This is a genomic window from Chlamydia muridarum str. Nigg, from assembly GCF_000006685.1.
In the GTDB taxonomy this organism is placed as follows: domain Bacteria; phylum Chlamydiota; class Chlamydiia; order Chlamydiales; family Chlamydiaceae; genus Chlamydia; species Chlamydia muridarum.
Window position 1 is genome coordinate 977,662 of record NC_002620.2, and the last position, 22,162, is coordinate 999,823.

The following is a 22,162-nucleotide window of genomic DNA, read 5'->3' on the forward strand; positions in this document are numbered from 1 at the left end:
TAAAAAAGATTGATTCTTATGATTCTAAACTCATTATCCATGTTTCGTCGTCAGGCTACCCGCTTCTTACAAGATAACAGAGAATCTATAGCCGTTTCTTTTTTTAAAAATACCTATAAAATCACCATTCCTGATGAAGACTCCCCTGATGGAGAGTGGATCAGCACCCTATCATTTAATGAAGAAGAGCGCTTGTCCTTTGCGGCTTGTAGTTGCCCAGATGGAGACTGCTGCGAGCATCTTCTTATAGCAACCTTAGCAGCTTACACTCCAACAGAAGGAGCTCTTCTCCATACCAAATTTGAAGCTTCATTTTGGTGGAGACTGTTTTGTAAACTTTTCCTAAGCAAAGCCTCGTTACAAGCTCCTGGAGAAAAGATTTATACTGTAAAATCTGAGCAGATTTCTGTATCCATTCAATGTCTCTCTGCAGAATCTCTCACTTCTTGGCTACCTATCGTACATAACTCCCCTGAGCCTCAAAAAATAACTGAAGAGACATTCCCCCAATCCGCACTCTATCGAATAGCTCGAGAACTATTTCTATATACTCAGAAGGGCGCCTCTTTAATTGTCCAAGAAAATCCCCAAGGATTCCCTTCTTTATTCTCTTTTCAATGGGCTGGAATATCCTTAACTATCGAAATCCTAGATGTTGATACTCTAAAAGAACTCTTCCCTTTGCTAGAGCTTTCCCAAACCTCCCTATACAATGGAGACTCTTATCTTCTTCGTGACGTTCATGTAGTCCCAGAACAAGCAAAGATCTATTTTACTAAAGAATATCCCCCTCTTTCTAAATCCATTAGAGAATACCAAGCAACTAACCTAGGCTCTATAGAGTATTTCGCTGGGGCACACAAATGCACTGCTATCCCTCAAAAACTTTCTCTTCCTATACATATTATCCCTGCTTTAGATCATTCTTTCAGAGAACAACTACTCTCCCAGCTCTGTTACGAAACAGAAGAACGCCCTATTCATTATGATATTCATTTCTTCAGGGATGCTTCTCTCTCCTTTTCCGCCTACTTAGAAACTCCAGGAGATTTGGCAGAAGGCCACATTATCTATCCAGGATTCTGTTACATCCCTAATAAAGGCCTGCTAGCTGTATCTGGCCTATTATCCCCAGAATCTACATTCACCATACGCGCGGATCATATAGAATCTTTCTTAGATGAATATGGAGCACTGATTAAAGAGCCTGGATTTGAAACGTTTTCTAACAAATCACCGACAGGAACCTTATCTTATAGCGTGACCGAACAAGGAGTGCTTCTATTCCACTATGACACTGGGAACTCCTCTGACATTGAACTCAATTTTGGTAAATGGACCTACTATTCAAGACAAGGGTTTTTCCTGAACAGTCGTTTAGACCTTGCTCTCCAAGATGGCCTAACCATAGAAGCTCCTCACGTGGCAGATTTTATTTTAAAACATGAGGTGGCTCTCAAATCCATCCCGAACTTCTTTGCTCCACAGCCACCCCTCAAAACTATCCGCTTTGAAGTTCATAAAGAAAAAAAAGGTGTAGGAATTTACCTTAAACCGATATTCGAGGGATTAGAACAAGAGTCCTGCCGCCTATTTGGCCAATTTTTGTATCGAGAAAACATAGGCTTCAGTTTGCTTCCAGCCTCTTTACAAATGGTCTGCCAGATTCCTACAGAAGTTCCCGCTAATCAGGTAACGGAATTTTTACTACAATTCTCGAAAGATGATCGCATGATCTTTCCTGATCCTCAACTTGCTCTACCAGAACAAGTTCAATTAAACATCCTTTCTATTCAACGGCCTCATCCATCTTCTCCCCTTCACCTAAAGCTAGAAATTAAAACCAACATTGGTTCGATTTCTCTGGGCACAGTGCTACAAGCCTTAAAAGGGAAAAAAGAATTTTTATTCAGCAAAGCGGGCTTTTTAAATCTGGACAATTGTTTATTTGTTTTCCTAAAACAATTTTTGTCATCTCAACGCTACGACATCCAAGAAAGCACCTTAATTACAATGGTTACAGACATCTTTAAATTAGATGCTCTGGCGCCTCTTATCACAGATCCTAATATTGATGCCTCGGAAGAAGATCTAGCGTATTTCTCGCAATTGAAATCCGCTTGCCTTCCTCCCATCCCTATGAACTTATTTTCTACAGATCATAAACTCCGCCCTTACCAAAATAGCGGGCTTTTGTGGTTATGGTTTTTATACAACCACCGGCTATCCGGTCTTCTTTGCGATGAAATGGGATTAGGAAAGACACATCAAGCAACAGCTTTGCTCGATATCGTTGCACAAACAGCAAAAAATCCAAAATTTTTAGTGGTTTGTCCAACCAGCGTATTACCTCACTGGGAGCTCGTACTCGCTTCACATCTTCCGAAGGCTACCCTCTTTTCTTTCCATGGCCCTCATAAGCCTAAAACACTTCCTGATTGCGATATTATCATCACTTCATACGGCACCTTACGACAAAACTACGCTCTATTTTATAAAGTTTCTTTCACTGTTGCTGTGTTCGATGAAATTCACATGGCTAAAAACAAATCGAGCCAGATTCATAAAATTCTTTGTCGTTTAGATGCTCAGATGAAACTTGGACTCACAGGAACGCCTGTAGAAAATAATCTCATCGAATTCAAAGGGCTTTTAGATATCATTCTGCCAAACTATCTTCCTTCCGATGGCTTGTTCAAACGTTTATTCACTCATAAGAACTCATCTGAAACAGACGAGAATATTGTCTCTTCTAAGGATCTACTACTTAAACTGACTCGCCCGTTCATTCTAAGAAGAACGAAAAAACTTGTCCTTCCTGAACTACCAGACAAGGTAGAATCTTTGATTCCTTGTCAGCTTTCTCCTGAGCAGGCTCAGCTATACGCCTCAACTTTGAAAAAAGAAAAATGCCAGATCCAACAACTTGAAAAAGAAGACGATCCAGCTGCAGTAAACTACCTGCATGTGTTTGCTCTTCTCAATCAACTCAAACAGATCTGTGATCATCCCGCTATTTATTTCAAAGACCCTGAGTCTTATAAAAACTATGCCTCCGGGAAATGGGCTGCCTTTGTGAAATTACTAAATGACTCCCTAGCTTCCGGATATAAAGTCGTCGTTTTCTCTCAATACATTCAAATGATCCGCATCATTTCTCTGTATCTAGAAGAACAGAACATCCAATATGCTTTAGTACAAGGGAAATCCCAGAATAGAAAAGAAGAAATCGACCGCTTCTCAAATGATCCAAACTGCCGCGTCTTTATAGGGTCTCTACTTGCAGCAGGTACAGGAATTAACCTAACAGCAGGGAATGTCGTGATCATGTACGACCGCTGGTGGAATCCTGCTAAAGAAAATCAAGCTTTGGACCGCGTACACAGAATTGGGCAAAAAAACACTGTTTTCATTTACAAACTTGTAACTGAAGATACTCTCGAAGAGCATATCCACTACCTAATAGAAAAGAAAATGCGCTTATTGAATCAAGTAACGACAACTCAAGACTCCAATATTCTGCATGTTTTGAATCGCGAGGATTTAATCACTATTCTTTCTTACAAGGATGAGCATGGGTTATCTGACGAAGTTCAAGAAGACTCTGGAGATTCTTAGAAAAAGAAAGTATTGACCTTTTATTCTTCTTTTTACGTATTACCTTGATTTTTTCCTTCTAGGAACTATAATTCGGGAGGGGTATCGTCTTGCAGCCAAGGGGATGTTGTAAAGACATACGAAGATGGCGGTATGGAAGCCATAAAAAGGCCTCAACGACTGTTAGAGAGGTGATTTCATGCCATTTGCAAAAGAAGCAGATCTACAGCGCACGTGTTGGAAGTGCGAAGGCAGCGTATCCGCTTGCATGCCCCAATGTCCCTACTGCAGCGCTTTTCTTCAGGATCCGCCTGTAACGAACAAAGGGTTCTCCTCTTGCCATATTACTTTCCCTTCCGAAGCTTCTCAAAAAAGTGGCGATAGTGATCTTTTTGCTGTTTCTTCGGAAGATTGGGAAGCTGTGCTCAACAGTCAGGACTCATTCGAAACTCCTGTCCAAGAACCTACCTCTTCTCAATGGGAATGGCTCCAGTATTGGCCAACCGCGGCTCTTTTCTTAGGCTGCGGATTCCTTGCTTTTTCTCTGATTATTCTCTTGTTTTCTACAGATTCTGGTCTCGTTCTTTGTTGGCCAAAAAATCGCTCGTATATTTATGCACTAGTTGGTTCTTTTCTGGCTTATCGAGGATATCGCTCGCTTCCCGACAGTTCAAAATAACACTTCTTTTGCCGCAAATTTCTCTCCTTTCGCTATTTCTCCTGATTGAGATTTTATCCCGCCAAATGTACAATCCAAAAATATATTTGTCTGGAGAGACTGTCTTTTCCCGTTCTAAAAGCATTAAGGGAGAGAAACCTTTCCTCTTAAGGCTAATCATCTCATGTGGATCGTTGCAATCCTAAACACTCTTTAAAAAGGAAACACTATGAATGAAGCTTTCGACTGTGTAGTGATTGGAGCAGGGCCTGGAGGCTATGTTGCCGCCATTACTGCCGCCCAAGCAGGATTAAAAACTGCGCTAATCGAAGAGCGGGAAGCTGGAGGAACCTGTTTAAACCGGGGATGCATTCCTTCTAAAGCTCTACTTGCATCGGCAGAAATTGTTGCCCAAATACGCCATGCTGACCAATTTGGCATTCATATTAATGGTTTCAGCATTGACTATCCCGCTATGGTACAAAGAAAGGATACTGTTGTTCGCAGTATTCGTGATGGGCTTAATGGCTTGATTCGTAGCAACAAAATCACTGTGTTTTCTGGAAGAGGTTCCTTAATTTCTTCAACAGAAGTAAAAATTTTGGGGGAAACTCCTTCTGTAATCAAAGCACAATCCATTATCCTGGCTACAGGATCTGAACCTAGAGCCTTTCCTGGGGTCCCTTTTTCCCAACAATCTCCTAGAATCTTATGCTCGACAGGAGTTCTTAACCTAAAAGAAATCCCTCAAAAAATGGCTATTATCGGAGGTGGGGTCATTGGATGTGAATTCGCTTCCTTATTCCATACCCTAGGATCAGAAGTTTCCGTCATCGAAGCAAGCCAACAAATTCTAGCCCTGAATAATCCAGATATTTCGAAAACCATGTTCGATAAGTTCACGCGTCATGGCATTCGCTTTATGTTAGGAGCGTCTGTGTCGAGCATTGAGGATATGGGTGATCGCGTTCGACTAACTATTAACGGAAATATTGAAGAATACGATTACGTTCTCGTATCCATAGGACGTCGATTGAATACAGAAAATATTGGATTAGATAAAGCCGGTGTGATTTGTGACGAACGCGGAGTCATCCCTACAGATTCCACTATGCGCACTAACGTTCCTAATATTTATGCTATTGGAGATATCACAGGGAAATGGCAACTTGCCCATGTGGCCTCCCACCAGGGAATTGTTGCTGCTCGAAATATAGCTGGACATAAGGATGAAATCGATTATTCTGCAGTCCCTTCCGTAATTTTTACTTTCCCGGAAGTTGCATCCGTGGGACTTTCTCCGACATCAGCTCAACAACAAGGAATTCCTGTCAAAGTAACGAAATTCCCATTCCGAGCCATTGGGAAAGCCGTTGCTATGGGCGAATCCGACGGATTTGCTGCCATTATCAGCCATGAAACTTCTCAGCAAATTCTAGGTGCTTACGTTATTGGCCCTCACGCCTCTTCTCTTATTTCCGAAATCACCTTAGCTATTCGCAATGAGCTGACCCTCCCCTGCATTTATGAAACCATCCATGCACATCCAACCTTAGCAGAAGTTTGGGCAGAAAGTGCACTATTGGCCGTTGATACCCCGTTACATATGCCCCCTACTAGAAAATGAGTAATTCCCCAGAATCCTCAACTCCCAAGCAGTCCATCCCAGCACGATTCCCCAAATGGTTGCGACAAAAACTTCCTCTAGGGAAAGTATTTTCTCGAACTGATGGCACTATAAAAAATAAGGGGCTCCCCACTGTTTGTGAAGAAGCCTCTTGTCCCAATCGCACGCATTGTTGGTCCAGACATACCGCTACATACCTTGCATTGGGTGATGCATGTACACGTCGCTGTGGCTTTTGTGATATTGATTTCACTAAAAAACCTCTTCCCCCAGATCCTCAAGAAGGAGAGAAAATCGCTGCTTCCGCAAAAGCATTGGGCCTAAAACATATCGTGATCACCATGGTTTCTCGCGATGATTTGGAGGATGGCGGAGCAGATGCTCTAGCTCGTATCATTACAACCTTACATATAGAACTTCCAGAAGCTACTATTGAAGTTCTAGCCTCTGATTTTGAAGGGAACATTGATGCTTTACACCATCTACTTGATGCACGTATTGCCATCTATAACCATAATGTAGAAACTGTAGAACGACTATCTCCCCTTGTTCGTCATAAAGCAACCTACCGACGGTCTCTGATGATGTTAGAGCAGGCTGCACAATACCTCCCAGACCTTATGATTAAGTCTGGTATAATGGTAGGATTAGGAGAACAGGAAAGCGAAATCAAGCAAACGTTAAAAGATCTTGCAGATCATGGCGTTAAGATAGTTACTATAGGACAATACCTTCGTCCTTCGCGAAGACATATTCCTGTGAAAAGCTATGTTTCTCCAGAAACATTTGATTATTATCGATCCGTAGGGGAGGCTTTGGGTCTTTTCATTTATGCAGGACCTTTCGTTCGTTCTAGCTTTAATGCAGATGCTGTTTTTGAAGCTATGAGTCAACGAGAGCGCCTGTCCGCTTCTATACAATAGCTAAAAACCAACTCATAACCCACTAAGCTTAAACATCCTTTAACATAAAAAATGTTCCCGATTGGCACTAATCTCCCCATTTGCTATGGTGAGTAAAAAGGTGTGCGTGGGTTATGTTTCGTTATACTCTTTCTCGATCCTTATTTTTTATTTTTGCTCTTTTTTGTTGTTCGGCATGTGACAGTCGCTCCATGATTGCTCATGGACTCACTGGACGTGAGGCCAACGAGATTGTGGTTCTCCTAGTAAGTAAAGGAGTATCCGCACAAAAAGTTCCTCAAGTAGCTGGTTCGTCAGGAGGGGGATCTTCAGAGCAACTTTGGGATATCTCGGTTCCTGCAGCACAAATCACAGAAGCTCTTGCTATCCTAAATCAGGCAGGGCTCCCTCGAATGAAAGGAACTAGCCTCCTCGATCTTTTTGCGAAACAAGGGCTTGTGCCTTCTGAAATGCAAGAAAAAATCCGTTACCAAGAAGGTCTTTCTGAACAAATGGCTACAACCATTAGAAAGATGGATGGTATCGTTGATGCTAGTGTACAGATTTCCTTCTCTCCAGAAGAAGATCAACTTCCACTAACAGCCTCTGTTTATATTAAACACAGAGGTGTTTTAGATAATCCTAACAGCATTATGGTTTCAAAAATCAAACGCTTGGTAGCGAGTGCTGTTCCTGGCCTTTGTCCTGAAAATGTTTCTGTAGTAAGCGACCGCGCTTCTTACAGTGACATTACTATTAACGGACCTTGGGGCCTCTCCGATGAGATCGATTATGTCTCCGTTTGGGGCATTATCCTTGCTAAGAATTCTCTCACTAAATTCCGACTTGTTTTCTATTTCCTGATTCTTCTGCTCTTTGTTCTTTCTTGCGGCCTTCTTTGGGTTATTTGGAAAACTCACTCATTAATTGGTGCTTTGGGAGGAACAAAAGGGTTCTTTGATCCTGCTCCATACTCACAGCTTGCTTTCACACAAAATAAGGCAGCTGCTGCTAAGGAGACTTCAGAAGCAACAGAAAGCACAGGAGGGGCTCAGCCAGCATCAGAAGAATCCCCTAAAGAGAATGTAGAAAAACAAGAAGAGAATAACGAGGACGCTTAAGTGACTGCAAATACATTTGGGGTTCTTAATATCCTAATGAAGCATGCAAAAGCCGATGATCTCGCGCAGTTTTTACCAGAACATCTGTTGTTAGACTCGCCTCATCATCAGGATATCCCGTTGCAGTCATTATCTTTTAACATGCGTTGGTTAGCAACTATTCATCCTTCCTGGATTAGTGTTGCTATGAAAGAGTTCCCTCCTGTTGTACAGTCACAATTATTAGCCTGGTTGCCACATCCTTTAACACAAGAGCTCCTTCCTCTATTAGATGCAAAGGTTACTCCAGCTACTAATCGTTGCTTAGATTTTGGAGCTTTCTATCTATTAGATCTACTGAGCAAGAAAGTACGGCCTCCAGGAATTATAGAAGAAATTTTCCTTCCAGCGTCTCCCTTCAATGCTATGCTGTACTATTCAGGAACGACAAAAATGTCCCTGATTAATTGTCTAGGCCTTTACTCTCTAGCTCAAGAAATGCGTAATGTGGTTGACCGCGTAGTTATCGACCGTGTGCAACGCGAGCTGTCTGAAACCGAGCGGATGTTTTTAGCCTATTGTAAAACACATCCTATGAAACATCTCGAACCAACAGCTTTCTTGGCCTCTTGGGAAGAAACTGAGACGTTGCGTCATTTTATTCACGTTCAAGGCTTACGCTTCTTAGCTCGAGCTTTGGCAAAAGAAGATAGCTCTTTCCTTTGGTACTTTATTCGCAGACTAGATGTCGGAAGGGGATACATTTTTGAGAAGGCATTACAGAGTTTATTGGACAACCCTCACAATGAATATTTTCGAGAACGTTTAGAACACTGTATTAGTATTCTTGTACAATAAAATCTGGGAGTTCTCTTCACTTTTATTACACTCCCACACATGAAAAAGAAGCACTGAATAGCATTGTAGATTTTTTCTATGATGGCTATGTTAAAAACGAGAGCGATCGAGAGAAAGACCCTCGGTCCCTGTGTAAAAAAGAATGAGATCCTTGTCCGGCTACCCATAATAAGGACATACCTCATCGCGTTGGGAATAAAGTAACGAGCAAAGGAGCGAGGTTCCCTGCCTGTTGGCTTTGCCAAAGGATCCCCACCTCGTCAAAAGGATGAAATTTTTCAGTTTAATATTTAAAGACCAAGAGGTCGTCCCGAATAAAAAAGTTCTCTCTCCAGACGCCTATACTACCGTGTTAAATGCCCAAGAACTTCTAGAAAAAACACAAGAAGATTGCGATGCTTACACACAGCATACGCATGAAGAATGTGCAAATCTCCGAGCAGAAGCAAAAAATCAGGGATTTCAAGAAGGGAGTGAGGCTTGGAGCAAACAGCTCGCCTTTCTCATTACAGAAACACAGGCTATGCGAGACCAAATCAAATCCTCTCTCGTGCCTTTAGCTATTGCAAGTGTGAAGAAAATTATCGGTAAGGAATTAGAAACAAAACCTGAGACCGTAGTATCTATCATTTCAGAGTCTTTAAAAGAGCTCACACAAAACAAGCGGATCGTGATTCATATAAATCCCCAGGATCTTGCCATTGTCGAGCAACATCGCCCAGAGTTAAAAAAACTCGTAGAATATGCTGATGTGCTTTTACTCTCTCCTAAAGCTAGTGTGTCCCCCGGAGGATGCATTATTGAGACTGAGACTGGCATCGTGAATGCTCAGCTTGATGTGCAACTAGCCGCCTTAGAACAAGCTTTCTCCGCTGCCTTGAAACAAAAACAACCTACAGAAACCTTTTCAACCGATCAGACTCAAAGCAAAGAAGGCTAGGTATTTGATTTTATGCGATTGATTTGTCGAATTTTCTTCTTTCTATGCGTACTTAGTGCTCCCCAGGGCTTTTCCAACGTCTGTTCTGATGCTTCCTGTTCTAAAGTACAGGGATCCTCTTCTTGCCGACCATGTGGGGCTACTCCTCAACAGGAGATTCAGGATTCTCCAGGAACCCCACCCCCCCCCTTTCGCTGTCCATCTTACAGACAACCAGTAGAAGCTCAGGATCTCCTTGCTTCTCAAGAAGATCTTTCTTCCGGAGCCTTTTCAGACACGTATCCAGATTTAACCACACAAGCGGTTATTATATTATTCCTTGCGCTTTCTCCCTTTCTGGTTATGCTTCTGACCTCCTATCTGAAGATTATTATCACGTTAGTCCTACTCAGAAATGCCTTGGGAGTACAACAAACTCCTCCTAGCCAAGTCCTCAACGGGATTGCCTTGATTCTGTCTATCTATGTCATGTTCCCTACTGGAATGGCTATGTATAACGACGCTAAAAAAGGCATTGAATCTGATGCCGTTCCTCGAGACCTTTTTTCTGCAGAGGGGGCGGAAACGGTATTTGTTGCCTTAAATAAATCGAAAGAACCTCTTCGTTCTTTCCTAATTAACAACACCCCTAAACCACAAATTCAAAGTTTTTATAAAATTTCACAGAAAACATTCCCTCCGGAACTTCGCCAACAATTGACCCCTTCTGATTTTGTAGTCGTCATTCCTGCTTTCATCATGGGCCAAATTAAGAATGCTTTTGAAATTGGGGTTTTGATTTATTTGCCTTTCTTTGTCATCGATTTGGTAACCGCAAACGTTTTGGTTGCTATGCAGATGATGATGCTTTCTCCACTGTCCATCTCTCTTCCTCTTAAGCTTCTTCTTGTGGTCATGGTAGATGGATGGACCTTACTACTCGAAGGATTGATGATTAGTTTTAAATAAGAGACTTCCCTATGCTGATGCTTGCAACAAGTTTCAAATCCATGCTGTTTGAATATTCATATGAAGCCCTCTTGTTAATTCTAATCATTTCTGCTCCTCCAATCATTTTGGCCTCTATTGTTGGGATTATGGTGGCCATTTTTCAAGCGGCAACACAGATTCAAGAGCAAACATTTGCCTTTGCCATTAAGTTAGTCGTTATTTTCGGAACGCTTATGATTACAGGCGGATGGTTGTGTAGTATGATTTTACGATTTGCGGCTCAAATTTTTACAAATTTTTACAAGTGGAAGTAGATCGCCATGGCCACTCTACCTGATGTTCTTTCTGGACTAGGGTCTTCCTATATCGATTATATATTCCAGAAGCCTGCTGATTACGTTTGGACCGTTTTCCTTCTACTTTCCGCTCGCATGTTATCCATACTTGCACTCGTTCCTTTCCTAGGAGCCAAACTCTTTCCCTCACCTATTAAAATCGGCATCGCATTTTCTTGGATGGGAGTAATCTTTCCCAAAGTGATACAAGACACGACAATTGCTCATTATCAAGATCTAGATATCTTTTATATTCTTCTAATTAAAGAGATTGTGATTGGAGTGTTAATTGGGTTCTTATTTTCCTTTCCTTTTTATGCAGCCCAATCTGCAGGGTCCTTTATTACTAACCAACAAGGGATACAAGGATTAGAGGGAGCAACCTCTCTTGTATCTATAGAACAAACTTCCCCTCACGGAATTTTTTACCATTATTTCGTGACTATAGTTTTCTGGCTGGTTGGAGGACATCGTATTATCCTATCCGTGCTTTTACAGTCACTTGAGGTCATCCCTATTCATGCTGTCTTCCCTGAAGAGATGATGTCATTACGAGCTCCTATATGGATCGCTATATTAAAGATGTGTCAATTATGTCTGATTATGACCATACAGTTAAGCGCTCCTGCAGCAGTGGCTATGCTTATGTCCGATTTATTCTTAGGAATCATCAACCGAATGGCTCCTCAAGTACAGGTGATCTATTTACTTTCTGCTCTTAAAGCTTTTCTAGGCCTGCTATTTCTAACCCTAGCCTGGTGGTTCATTGTGAAACAAATCGATTATTTCACTTTAGCATGGTTTAAAGAAATCCCTGTTATGCTCTTTGGAGCTCATCCTCCTAAAGTGCTTTGATATGGAGAGGATTTTTCGGCAAAAAGAAACTCCCTCCTTACAAAAGAGGGAGTTTAGCCTTTAGATGAAAAATTTGTGTCCTTAAAAAATCCTAACTTTTATCCATCGTGATGAGTTGTATCTTTGCGTTGCCCTTGAGCAAGCAGCACTACAATGATACAAAGCACGATAAACGAAAGCACAAAAGAAGGAGCCTTTATTAGCCAGTAAAGAGAAACCCCACAGACTAAAGCATTTTTGATAGGCCCATTCTTAGCATAATAGCTTTGAAGGTTTTGCAGTACAGATAGAATCTCGGAGTAAAAACCAAGGACTACCCCAGAAGCAACGAATAATCCCCCAACCCAAGATACACAGTTAGCTATAATCCCAAAAACAATTAAAGCCCCACTAATTGCCTCGCAAGCATGATGAGATAAAAATCTCTTCATCCCCCCAACTTTGGGACTAGCGTGCAAATCACGTACTTTTTGTTTGAATGAACCAAACTTAGAGGACGATGGTTCTTGTGAGGAGCCCTCTTTTTGTATCTCGTCCGCCATAAGCCATACCTGATTTTTTTCTTTTTATTAAACTAATCTCGTATTAAACAATTATCAAAAGATAATTTAAATATAAACACAAAAAACCATTTAATTAGTTTTTCTTCTTGAAACGCAACGACTTCTGCCCCCTCCCCCATTTTCTGGATCTAGGACAAAAATATAATCCCCCGCAGTTCCCAACGTGTAATCAAAAACCTTTTTATTAAGCAAAACCAGCAAGTCATATCGATGGAGAATCACCTGCGTCTTATCCTGTAATTCCGTACGAAAATCTGTCCTTGTTTTAAAAAATTCTAACGCAGCGGCTTGACCGTAAGTCTTAACGGCAAGTTCCTGTTGTCGAGCGCTTGCCCACACTTCTTGACGCACATGCTCTAATTCTGCATAAGCTCTGGGATCGCTCACAAACGCCTGAAGAATAACCGGATCTGCAAATAGTAGATTTAATCTACCCTTATTCGTGTTCTTCTCCTCATAATGCAAAAAGTGCAGTAAAGACCGAGAAGTTTTAGTCCCCTTTAACATCGCATACAACCACCCTGCTTCTTCAGAAGGGAGCACTAAGGTTTCTATACTATCGGCCCCCTGTTCCCGGGCACGAGTAATAATTATATCCTTCTGATCAAGCAACGCCCGAATCACTCGATCCTCTGCCCCTTGAGGAATGATCCCGGTCTGAACATATAACGTATGTAGCAATCGCGAAAAAATGGAATATGCCGAATAAGTATCCCCATAATCTTCAGGTGATTCTTTAAGCAAAGAATATAAATTGAATCTGGAATTATTAGGAGGACGAGAAAAAGGCACCTCTAATAAACGATAACGCTTCTGTCGAACGGTTACACTATCCCGTTCCTTTTCTTGCAAACAAATCTCTTCCTTTTTCATCTGAGGGGATAATCGTTTATGTTTGTCCCTATAAACTACTTCGGAAATAGCAGACTGCTGAGCAGAAAATACAACTTCTTCCCTTTCCAACAGCTTAGAATAGGCGACTCTCTTACGTGCCCCAGCGGCATCAAATGATACTACAGTCAGTAATGAAGTTAAGCATAGTAATGTGAACAGAAAATGCATGTGCTCTACCCACCTACTGCAAAAACATAAGAAAGAGTTCTTGGTGGTAAAGCCCCTGATTTCCTTACCAACGTCAAATACACCCTATCTGTTCTCCTACCTAATTCCTGCTGCCGAAGAACTCTCCATTCTACAGAAAGCACTTGTTTCCACAATGGAAACGTTTCCTGACGCCCCTCCATTCTTTCGCTAGATATCACTAAAGAAAGCTCTTGATCATTGGGATCGTAAAGGAGTTTCCCTTGAACAAGACCTGCTAAATCTGGATCAACATACACTCCTCGATCAAAAGAAAAGACCAGCTCTTGCCCTTCTTCTATAGAGGTAGTTGATAGAAAAATATCTCTGAGCAGCCGATACATTTTTCCGTCATGCAGAAACGTTCTATAGATATGTGCTTTCTCTTTATGAGATACCCATATCCGACGAGTCCAATACCCTAAAGAGCCGAGCAGTAGGCTAATGAGCACGCAAGCTACTAAAAATTCCGAAAGTAGAAACGAACGTTTCCCTTTTATCTTTCTAAACATAAGCACCTCTGCACAGTGGCTCCCTGTTTTTGCCCCGGGAATATATCTACCGTAGCATCCAGGGAGCACAAGAGTAGGCCCTCCGCATCACGTTTCTCCTGTCGAATAGCTATAGTATAGGTGTAGGGGACTGTGATAGGCTCCCCCCTACTCGTATACAAATAGACCCCGATCAGCTCCCCCTCCCCTTGAAGAGAAAAAGTCCCCATTTCCATCTGCTGAATAACCTTATCCTCTACAGCAAAAAAACAATGATCAACCAATGCGGGCAGTTGTAAGCGAAAAATATCCCCTTCAAATGAGCGGGTTATCCGCGTGTAGAAAACCACACTAGGAATCAATACCGTGCAAAGAAGGGAAAGAGAAAGAAGCACCTCCATCAATAAAAAACTGCGTTTTCTCTTGAAGGCCATTCTTCTTCTTATCCTCGCTGTTCACTTTTTAATTTCTTAGATAACACAACAATGTCATCTCCCCTGTCATTCATTTTGACAATGAGATCCTCTCCCCAGGCATCTTTAAGAAGCTTCTTGCCTTCCTTACACCAAGCAGAATTGTCTAAAAGGGTCTCCTTGTTCGCAATAACCTCCTTCAGAGACAAATTTCCGGAAGCGTACTCCATCATAAGAACATCATAGACGCGAGCACAATTTTGCTCCGTTTGGAAGACCTTTCCTTTTTGTAGACTTCCTCGCATATTAAAAGCCAAAGCCCCACTGATGATGCCAATGAGAGTAATAACCACCATCATTTCAATTAACGTGATGGATTGCTTTCTTTTTTTTGTTTTCCCCACAGTTTCCCCCTATAGTTAAAACGTTTGAATACCACTTGTTAACGGAAGAAGAATGGATAACATAATCAATCCAATAAACCCTCCTAACAACACCAGAACAATGGGCTGACACCAGGCCGTTAACCAAGCTAAAACCCTTTGAATATCTTCGTTATAAATTTGCGCAATATGCGCGAATACCACGGAAAGATCCCCAGATTCCTCTCCTAGGGCAACCATCCCTGTAACCAATTTGGGGGTCCAAGAATAGCGCGATAACTCCCGACTCAAAGACCCTCCTCGAATGACTGCTTGAATCACTGTCTGCAATTCTTCTCGTAAAAAATCTTGAGGAATAGCCCCACAACCCAACTTAAGAGCCTCAATTAGATTTCCTCCCCCCTGCAAAACGGCAGAAGCTACTGAGCAGAAGCGACAAAAGCCTATTTTAATGATGAAGTTGCGTAAGATAGGGATGTTTTTTACTAACCCTTCTATAGTCTTTCTTCCGATCTGCTTCTTCCAAATTGTGCGAAAAGCCCCTCCCCCAATAACTCCCCCTATCAGGAGGAAAAACTGATACTTACAAAACCATTCGCTGCACGAAAAAACGATTTTTGTAAGCCCTGTCGTCTCTATATCTTCAAAACTCTCTTTTAAAGAAGGAATGACTCCCACCAAGAAAAACACGATCACCGCACATGAAAATACCAACAAGATTGCTGGATAACTTAATGCAGCTGAAATATTTTTGGATAATTTCTCTTTCTCTTCCAATACCTTAGTGATATTCACTAAGGCCCCTTCTAAATTACCAACGCTCTCTCCAGAACGCACGCTGTTTTGATAAAAAGAATCGAAAATTGTGGGGTATTTAGCCAAAGCCTCTGAAAACACTCCTCCGGAACGTAAAGCCTCCATTAGAGATGTAAGAATCCCTGCCAAAGCACGCCCTTGATACTGATCTCGCAAAGAAGCTAGGGAATCGTATAAAGAAACCCCTGAACGTAATAGCAAGGATAACTGCTTTGTAAAAATAACTAACTCAGACGTAGGGACTCGATAGTTTCTTTCACGAACTTTGCGAATATCCAAAATCCGAGCTCCCTGAGACATAAGGAGTTCTCTGGCCTCTTGTTGATGAAAAGCCTCTACAAAAGAGCGTCGTTTTTTCTCTTTCTGGTCAAGATATGTGCATAGAAATCTAGCCATATCCCCTCCTCCTGCTATTCTGACCGTTTAGCGACACGTAAAACTTCAGAGAGAGTCGTCTCTCCTGCAAGAGCTAGTTCTACTCCATGCTCAAGCAAAGGCCGATATCCCTCTTGCTCTGCTACGCCTCGCAAAACATGATAAGGCTTCCCTAATGCAATTTCAGAGCGAAGGGTCGTCGTAATATCGACAAACTCATAAATCCCCTGTCTCCCTTTGTATCCTGAACGAAAACATTGGGAACACCCGCGACCTTTATACAAAGGAGCATAAGGGTCTTTTCCTAACGCCTTTAGCAAAGCTCGTTCTTGTACATCTGCTTCACATATTTCTTTACAATGCTTGCAAATCCTACGAACTAGTCGTTGAGCAACAGCTCCTATCATGGTTGCAGACAATAAATAAGACTCGACCCCCATATCTAAAAGACGTGGTATCGCGGATACAGCATCATTAGTATGAAGAGTAGTAACAACTAAATGCCCTGTTAAAGCTGCTTGAATTGCAATCTCTGCAGTTTCTTGATCACGAATTTCTCCAACCATAAGAACATCCGGATCCTGCCTTAACAAATGACGAAGCCCTCTGGAAAAGGTAAGCCCTATCTTAGGTTTTACAGCAATTTGAGCAATCCCAGGGAGCTTATACTCCGGAGGATCTTCAATAGTCATAATATTCGTAAAAGGCCCGGACAGATGTTGTAAAACACTATATAACGTTGTGGTCTTCCCGCTTCCTGTAGGACCTGTAACCAACAAAATACCTTCAGGGACACTAATTGCTTTTCTAAAAGAAGCTTCCATTTTGGGAAGCATACACAACCCTCGTATGTCCAAAATCACATTACGCTTATCTAATATACGCAATACTACCCGTTCCCCATGAATCACAGGGACTGTACTGACACGCATATCAATCTCTTGCCCCCCCAACTGCAACTTAATGCGCCCATCTTGAGGTAAACGATGTTCGGCTATGTCAAGTTTAGCCAACACCTTAATACGAGTAATGAGAGCCGTTCTGAGATGATTGGGAGGAGCATGACGATCATGAAGAACCCCATCAATACGGTAACGAATACGCAGTAGATCCTCTACTGGCTCAAAATGAATATCCGAAGCCCGCTCTTCAATAGCTTCTTTAAGAATCAAATTTAGTAATCGAACAACAGGCGCACTATCCTCTTGGCTCTCAAGAAGTTCAGTCGTGTCACTTTCAGATTCTTGAGCCTCTCCATCTTGCATAGAGAGTAGCATTTCAGAGGCCTTCCCCTCCTTATCGCTATAAAGCTTTTGCAATCCGTGAATAATTTCTGTTTCTTCCTTAGAAACTATGGTAAGGGGTTTCTGCATAATCAACCGCACTTCATCCAAAGCCTCCAAAGGAGTCTTTTTCAGATGCCTCGCCAATACGATCTTATCCCCTAAGTCATCTATAGGCAGCAGATAATTTTTCTTTAAAAAGGAGTAAGGAAGGCGATCTAAAAGATCTTGCATGGAACACTTATTCTCGGCCATCGTACTCCACTCCTTCCCGCAAACTATGAGTTTCTTCTCTCCATGCGATAGACTCTTTTTTCTCCATAGCCTGTTTAGCAGCCTGCTGACCTGACACTACAGCTCTTAGAAAATCCTCATTCTCACCAGGACGAGAAGCTAGAAAGGCACATTCCAACTTTTCTTCTTCCTCAACAGGATTATCCAAAATCTTTGGAGTAATAAACATAAACATCTCTGTCTGTGAATCCGAAGTGGCATCCATGCCAAATAATTTGCCTATTCCTGGCAATTCTCCTAAGAAAGGAATCCCATCTCGAGAATCCATAGTTTGATTACACCGCAATCCCCCAATGATTACAGTTTCCCCATCCTGAATTCGCACCTTATTTGTAATATTTCTTCGAGTAACATCAGGACGATCTGCTTGATTTTTCCCTGTTGAATCAAACGTAATATCTGTTTCTAGAGTGATGAAACTCTTCCCATCTTCCTCCCCAATATTAATTACCGGCAGGATCTTAATCATAATCCCGTACTGAGCTCGATTATATTGCGCTTTGTCTTTCTCTGAAGAAACTGCTATCGACATTTCTTCCACAATCGCAATTCTAGCTGGGGTTTGGTTCATCGTTACTACAGAAGGGCTCGCATTAATGCGCACATCTTCTTGAGCCATAAGGAATTGATAAGCAAAGTCATAACTAGGGACAATCCCCTTTGCTCCTCCCTTAAACAAGAATTCTAAAATTCCACCATTTGCCCAAGAAACTGCTTGAGTCCCCTGTTTACAAACCTCTTCTCCTAAACGTAATAGATTTAACCCCGATTTACGCTGGCTCGATAGTTTTCTTTCGAAAAGCAAGACCTCTATACGAACCATTTTTTTCGGCACATCGAGTTTTTTCAATAACATCTTAATTTTTGGAAGAGCCTCTTTCTCAATGACCATAATCAAAGTTCCGGTCTTAGAGTCGGCAATAAAGCTCCCATATTTGGTGGAGCCTTCCTTCGAGGTTCCCCCGATAGACGTATCTATCTGCACAGCTAATCCATTCGAGGCTGCCCCAGACTTATTAGCAGATACGCTAGTATCCTGACTTCCCGCTATCCCCGAACCGCTTGAAAAAATATCATGAACTTGAGAGAGCAAAGCTGCAAGCTCTTGAGGATCTGAGTGTTTGACGTTATACCAAAACACTGTTTTATCTGTAGGATTCTCTATTCCTTCTTCCAACTCGCGAATGAGATCGATCGCCTTTTGAACTATAGGAAGAGCTCCACTTAAGAAAAGAGAGCGTCCATGATTCTGCAAGGGAACAACTTTTAATCCTACGCCCGCAGAATCTTCCCCTTCTTTAGCTAAATCTTCTCGAAAAGCTGCTTTCAAAATAGCTAACATTTCGAAAGGGTCTATCTTAGACAAAGATACTATCCGATGCTCTTGTCGAATATTATCTGACTGTAAAAATTCATAAATTTTGAGAAGCTCAGTGATTTCATGAACCACTCCAAACAGCCAAATTTTCCCGCCGATAAAATCAATCAACATGGTATCGCTGTTTGCAAACTTCCGCAAAGCTTGTACATCAGATCGTGCGTCTAAATTTTTAGAAGAAAGAACAAAAGCAATATGAGCGGTTGAAGGCAGAACATCGAGGTCTTGTCTAGCTCCAAAGATACCTACTACTCCAGTCTCTTCCTTACTCGTTAAATAGAGCTCTTTGATCCAGGGGCTCACCTGTCTCACCCCAATACCTAAACGAGCCAAAAGCAACGATAAACACTCTTCAAATCCCTCTTTAGGCACAACCAACTTTGACATGGCTGTTATTCGCATTGCCCCCACATTTTGAGGGATCAAGTAAATACTTTGTTCATCACCATAATCGCTAACAAGGTTGTAAATAGTAGTCTCAGGATGATTCCAAAGAGCATAATCTTCAGGATCACCCCCTTTCTCTGAGACCTCTGCCGACCATAGATCTTCTAACGCCCGCACCCGTTGTTTCGCGCTGATCAAACGATCCCGTAAATCGTTCCAAACTTCTTGAGAAGTTTCTCCTAGAGATCGTAAAGATAAAGCTTCATCATATAAAGACTTGAGTAGAGCATTCGCTTCCTTTAACTCGGAGTTAAAGGAAGAAATGTGAGCAAGAGGAGCCTGAGCTTCTGTTTTTCCTTCTATGGAAGCTAATTTTTCCGCAACGGTGATGGAAAACACCGGAATATCTAAACTCCCAAAACAGAACGCTCCTATGAAACCATAGCGCAAAACATTCTTCACTTAAGATCCTCCCCCTACACGAGCATTTTTATCCCCGCTCTCCCGTCCTACTACATGCACCTGCGGCGCCATCTCACTTACCTGCTTTAGTGGCAAGGAGACCGCTTCAACAATGGTTCGCTGAGCATTAAATATATGTCCCTTGAAAACAAACTCCCCACCCTCTTTATCAATTTTCTCAAAAATTAAAAGAGGACTACGCAGCTTGCCTGATAGGTACTCTTCTAACTGGCTTTTTGAAGTCATCCGCTCCCAATGCTTGCCTGTATAGATCACCCAATCATCGGCAGAAAGAACCAACCGGTCTCTCCCCGCGGTAATAATGGGACGAGACCACGTACGCATACCTACGAACGAAAATTCTTTGACTAACTCTGCTATTTCAATAGGAGAAGGGACCTGCTTCACTAATGTAATTTGCTGGCTCATTAACCCATCAACACTCCACAGCTCGATTACCATCATCCGCTCATCTATTCGCTTTACCTCAAGGAGAGGAACCTTTGTCCCATCTCCTGAGAAGGCTCCATAGGAGACCCAGCGATCCTTATCCCACACAAGCACATCCCCAACAGCCAAATACTGGCTATAAGGCTCGCCAGATAAAGACTCAAAATCCACTCGATCTTTTGCTGCCTGCACGGCATAATCCGCTCCCCCATGCATCAGCAAAAACTTATCCCCTCCTATGCAGCGTATTCTCTGTTTTACAGCGATACTTGGCTCTACACGCACCCCTCCAATCTCCCAAGTTTGAGAAAATTTTGGAGCTATTGATAAGGAGAATCGAGCATGTTCCTTAGGAGAAGCGATGACCTCTCTTAAAACACCTGTCATACGAACAGAGACCTCAATAGAACGCCCATCCACAGTAGGACGACACTCCAACCACAAAGGAGTTGGCTCATAACTAAAAGCCAACTCCTTTTCATCTAAGCCTTGTCGAAGAAAAACCTTCTCCTTTAAAGAAAATTCTTGAATTTCATGTGTAAAAGCTAATTCTAGAAAAAATTTGTCTCCTTGCGCGTCAGGCCGCTTATTACAACCGAGGAATAGGATCTGATTTCGCAAATCAGGAAGCTCCTCCTCTATGGAAAAGTCCTGCAGCACCCACGCTCCTGAGTAAGCTGGAAGCGATTCCTCCGCAATGAGAGGATAGCTTACTCCGGAGATCGCGCCCAGTAGAGCGGCGCCCCTTATCCATTGATGAAAAAAGAAACAAAGTCGGCGCATAACAACAAAGAAACAAAAAAGAATTATATAAAGTAACTGATTTGAGAAAAAAAATCAATTTTTACAAAAAACAAGAAAAAGCCGTTTTTATATTTTTAAAATAAAAAACGGCTTTTATATGAAATTAAATGATAATTATCTCTGGGGAGACTTTGCGATTTGTTAAATTTAAATTTTCATTAATACCTATCACGATTGTGTCTTCAATGCGAATTCCCCCAACGCCAGGGAAATAGACACCGGGCTCCACAGTCACGGCCATATTTAATTGCAATTCCGCATCGGAAAAAAGCGACAAACGAGGGTATTCATGCACCTCTCTACCTACACCATGCCCTAATCCATGAATAAATGCTTTTTCCATTCCATATTCCCGCAAAACGCGCACAGCCTCTTCATGGACAGCTCGACAGGAGACCCCCTCTCGACACAACTCTATGGATCGACGTTGCGCTTCCGCTACAGCGAGGTATCCATCCAATAGCTGCTGTTCTGGAGCTTCCCCGAAAGCAACCGTTCGGGTCATATCCGAACAATATCCTTCGTAGCAAACACCAATATCGATCAAAACCACGTCCCCTTTTTTCAAAGATCGATTTGTAGGAATCGCATGTGGGAAAGCCGCGTTCTCTCCAAACGCAATAATGGGAGGGAAAGAGAGCTTCTCTATGCCAAGATTAGCCCAAAAAACATGAAGCAACCGTACCAGCTCTTTTTCCGTAATACCGGGACGTAGCGCCGCTAGCACAAAGTCATATCCTGCGGAACCAATTTCTGCTGCACGCATCATCTTTTGAATTTCATTCGGGCTCTTCACACAGCGCAGCTTCTCTGTAACTAAACTTTGAGGGGAAAACGTCAGACCACTTCTCATGCGTTTTTGCGCAGTTCCATAAGAAGTATATTCGCTATCGAACCCGATGGTTTTTAATCCCTTTTCTTCAATGTATGCAAACAAGTGTTGATCTATATTTTTGGAACAAAAAACTAGCGAAACATCCTGTATGTGCGCATAAAGATCCCGATCTAGAGGAGAAACAAAAAACACCACTTCATCACTAGAGACCAGTAAAGCTCCGGATTTAGCCTGATCTTGTAGAAAATAACTAATATCCTCGTCTTTCTCTATTAGAAAAGCATCAAGAGCATAACCTGATAATAAGTGTTGTAGTCGCGTGATCGGATTTTGATTCATTCCCCTC

The 22,162-nt window shown here is 42.1% G+C and carries 20 protein-coding genes; 10 read left to right on the forward strand and 10 right to left on the reverse strand.

The features are described 5' to 3' along the window. Positions 1–18: 18 nt before the first annotated feature. From TC_RS04285 to TC_RS04330, 10 genes are all read left to right on the forward strand, one after another. Positions 19–3,618, forward strand: a complete 3,600-nt coding sequence (locus TC_RS04285) for a DEAD/DEAH box helicase (protein WP_010231736.1) — start codon at positions 19–21, stop codon at positions 3,616–3,618. A 178-nt stretch (positions 3,619–3,796) separates the two neighbouring features. Continuing rightward, entirely contained in the window at positions 3,797–4,276 is a 480-nt protein-coding gene (locus tag TC_RS04290) for a hypothetical protein (RefSeq protein ID WP_010904412.1), read from the forward strand. Between the two features lie 208 nt (positions 4,277–4,484). After that, entirely contained in the window at positions 4,485–5,882 is a 1,398-nt protein-coding gene (gene lpdA / locus TC_RS04295; protein WP_010231740.1) for a dihydrolipoyl dehydrogenase, read from the forward strand. After that, the gene (gene lipA / locus TC_RS04300) at positions 5,879–6,805 is read left to right on the forward strand and encodes a lipoyl synthase (RefSeq protein ID WP_010231744.1); all 927 of its coding nucleotides are present in this window, start codon (positions 5,879–5,881) and stop codon (positions 6,803–6,805) included. Before lpdA ends, lipA begins: the two co-directional genes overlap by 4 nt. A 113-nt stretch (positions 6,806–6,918) precedes the next feature. Then, positions 6,919–7,905 carry a type III secretion system inner membrane ring lipoprotein SctJ gene (gene sctJ, locus TC_RS04305; protein WP_010231746.1) on the forward strand — a complete coding sequence of 329 codons (987 nt, stop codon included), beginning with the start codon at positions 6,919–6,921 and terminating at the stop codon, positions 7,903–7,905. Next, a complete protein-coding gene (locus TC_RS04310) occupies positions 7,906–8,742 on the forward strand; it encodes a hypothetical protein (RefSeq protein WP_010231748.1) in 837 nt (278 codons plus the stop codon). 268 nt (positions 8,743–9,010) lie between these two features. After that, positions 9,011–9,682 carry an HrpE/YscL family type III secretion apparatus protein gene (locus TC_RS04315; protein WP_010231750.1) on the forward strand — a complete coding sequence of 224 codons (672 nt, stop codon included), beginning with the start codon at positions 9,011–9,013 and terminating at the stop codon, positions 9,680–9,682. A 12-nt stretch (positions 9,683–9,694) separates the two neighbouring features. Beyond that, the gene (gene sctR, locus TC_RS04840; RefSeq protein WP_010232273.1) at positions 9,695–10,630 is read left to right on the forward strand and encodes a type III secretion system export apparatus subunit SctR; all 936 of its coding nucleotides are present in this window, start codon (positions 9,695–9,697) and stop codon (positions 10,628–10,630) included. Between the two features lie 11 nt (positions 10,631–10,641). Further along, positions 10,642–10,926: a SctS family type III secretion system export apparatus subunit CdsS gene (cdsS, locus tag TC_RS04325; protein WP_010231754.1), complete on the forward strand. Its 285-nt coding sequence runs from the start codon at positions 10,642–10,644 to the stop codon at positions 10,924–10,926. A 6-nt stretch (positions 10,927–10,932) separates the two neighbouring features. Beyond that, complete coding sequence (locus TC_RS04330; protein WP_010231757.1) at positions 10,933–11,802, forward strand: EscT/YscT/HrcT family type III secretion system export apparatus protein; 870 nt, start codon at positions 10,933–10,935, stop codon at positions 11,800–11,802. Between the two features lie 98 nt (positions 11,803–11,900). Here the strand turns inward: TC_RS04330 and TC_RS04335 are convergent, their stop codons facing one another. The 10 genes from TC_RS04335 to TC_RS04380 form a co-directional block, all read right to left on the reverse strand. After that, positions 11,901–12,344 carry a hypothetical protein gene (locus TC_RS04335; RefSeq protein ID WP_010231760.1) on the reverse strand — a complete coding sequence of 148 codons (444 nt, stop codon included), beginning with the start codon at positions 12,342–12,344 and terminating at the stop codon, positions 11,901–11,903. Positions 12,345–12,434: 90 nt separating this feature from the next. Beyond that, the gene (locus TC_RS04340; RefSeq protein ID WP_010231763.1) at positions 12,435–13,427 is read right to left on the reverse strand and encodes a hypothetical protein; all 993 of its coding nucleotides are present in this window, start codon (positions 13,425–13,427) and stop codon (positions 12,435–12,437) included. 5 nt (positions 13,428–13,432) lie between these two features. Beyond that, positions 13,433–13,957: a DUF1494 domain-containing protein gene (locus tag TC_RS04345; RefSeq protein ID WP_010231767.1), complete on the reverse strand. Its 525-nt coding sequence runs from the start codon at positions 13,955–13,957 to the stop codon at positions 13,433–13,435. After that, positions 13,942–14,370 (reverse strand): membrane protein, encoded by a 429-nt coding sequence (locus TC_RS04350; RefSeq protein WP_010231770.1) that lies wholly within the window; start codon positions 14,368–14,370, stop codon positions 13,942–13,944. Before TC_RS04350 ends, TC_RS04345 begins: the two co-directional genes overlap by 16 nt. A gap of 8 nt (positions 14,371–14,378) precedes the next feature. Next, complete coding sequence (locus tag TC_RS04355; RefSeq protein ID WP_010904415.1) at positions 14,379–14,753, reverse strand: type II secretion system protein; 375 nt, start codon at positions 14,751–14,753, stop codon at positions 14,379–14,381. Between the two features lie 15 nt (positions 14,754–14,768). Beyond that, positions 14,769–15,944: a type II secretion system F family protein gene (locus tag TC_RS04360; RefSeq protein WP_010231774.1), complete on the reverse strand. Its 1,176-nt coding sequence runs from the start codon at positions 15,942–15,944 to the stop codon at positions 14,769–14,771. A gap of 14 nt (positions 15,945–15,958) precedes the next feature. Next, on the reverse strand, positions 15,959–17,461 hold the full coding sequence (locus TC_RS04365; protein ID WP_010231776.1) for a GspE/PulE family protein: 1,503 nt from the start codon (positions 17,459–17,461) through the stop codon (positions 15,959–15,961). Next, positions 17,448–19,727, reverse strand: coding sequence for a type II secretion system protein GspD (locus TC_RS04370; RefSeq protein ID WP_010231778.1), 2,280 nt, complete (start codon positions 19,725–19,727; stop codon positions 17,448–17,450). The genes TC_RS04365 and TC_RS04370 overlap by 14 nt, the downstream gene beginning before the upstream one ends. Continuing rightward, on the reverse strand, positions 19,728–20,960 hold the full coding sequence (locus tag TC_RS04375; RefSeq protein ID WP_010231779.1) for a hypothetical protein: 1,233 nt from the start codon (positions 20,958–20,960) through the stop codon (positions 19,728–19,730). A 124-nt stretch (positions 20,961–21,084) separates the two neighbouring features. Then, the gene (locus TC_RS04380) at positions 21,085–22,155 is read right to left on the reverse strand and encodes a M24 family metallopeptidase (protein ID WP_010231780.1); all 1,071 of its coding nucleotides are present in this window, start codon (positions 22,153–22,155) and stop codon (positions 21,085–21,087) included. Between the last annotated feature and the right edge of the window lie 7 nt (positions 22,156–22,162).

What these genes read in the sequence shown, in the direction of transcription:
- TC_RS04360 (WP_010231774.1), bottom strand. Translation starts at nt 15,944, where the DNA reads ATGGCTAGATTTCTATGCACATATCTTGACCAGAAAGAGAAAAAACGA.
- TC_RS04330 (WP_010231757.1), top strand. Translation starts at nt 10,933, where the DNA reads ATGGCCACTCTACCTGATGTTCTTTCTGGACTAGGGTCTTCCTATATC.
- sctJ (WP_010231746.1), top strand. Translation starts at nt 6,919, where the DNA reads ATGTTTCGTTATACTCTTTCTCGATCCTTATTTTTTATTTTTGCTCTT.
- sctR (WP_010232273.1), top strand. Translation starts at nt 9,695, where the DNA reads ATGCGATTGATTTGTCGAATTTTCTTCTTTCTATGCGTACTTAGTGCT.
- lipA (WP_010231744.1), top strand. Translation starts at nt 5,879, where the DNA reads ATGAGTAATTCCCCAGAATCCTCAACTCCCAAGCAGTCCATCCCAGCA.
- TC_RS04290 (WP_010904412.1), top strand. Translation starts at nt 3,797, where the DNA reads ATGCCATTTGCAAAAGAAGCAGATCTACAGCGCACGTGTTGGAAGTGC.
- TC_RS04315 (WP_010231750.1), top strand. Translation starts at nt 9,011, where the DNA reads ATGAAATTTTTCAGTTTAATATTTAAAGACCAAGAGGTCGTCCCGAAT.
- TC_RS04340 (WP_010231763.1), bottom strand. Translation starts at nt 13,427, where the DNA reads ATGCATTTTCTGTTCACATTACTATGCTTAACTTCATTACTGACTGTA.
- TC_RS04285 (WP_010231736.1), top strand. Translation starts at nt 19, where the DNA reads ATGATTCTAAACTCATTATCCATGTTTCGTCGTCAGGCTACCCGCTTC.
- TC_RS04350 (WP_010231770.1), bottom strand. Translation starts at nt 14,370, where the DNA reads ATGGCCTTCAAGAGAAAACGCAGTTTTTTATTGATGGAGGTGCTTCTT.
- TC_RS04335 (WP_010231760.1), bottom strand. Translation starts at nt 12,344, where the DNA reads ATGGCGGACGAGATACAAAAAGAGGGCTCCTCACAAGAACCATCGTCC.
- TC_RS04365 (WP_010231776.1), bottom strand. Translation starts at nt 17,461, where the DNA reads ATGGCCGAGAATAAGTGTTCCATGCAAGATCTTTTAGATCGCCTTCCT.
- TC_RS04375 (WP_010231779.1), bottom strand. Translation starts at nt 20,960, where the DNA reads ATGCGCCGACTTTGTTTCTTTTTTCATCAATGGATAAGGGGCGCCGCT.
- TC_RS04380 (WP_010231780.1), bottom strand. Translation starts at nt 22,155, where the DNA reads ATGAATCAAAATCCGATCACGCGACTACAACACTTATTATCAGGTTAT.
- lpdA (WP_010231740.1), top strand. Translation starts at nt 4,485, where the DNA reads ATGAATGAAGCTTTCGACTGTGTAGTGATTGGAGCAGGGCCTGGAGGC.
- cdsS (WP_010231754.1), top strand. Translation starts at nt 10,642, where the DNA reads ATGCTGATGCTTGCAACAAGTTTCAAATCCATGCTGTTTGAATATTCA.
- TC_RS04345 (WP_010231767.1), bottom strand. Translation starts at nt 13,957, where the DNA reads ATGTTTAGAAAGATAAAAGGGAAACGTTCGTTTCTACTTTCGGAATTT.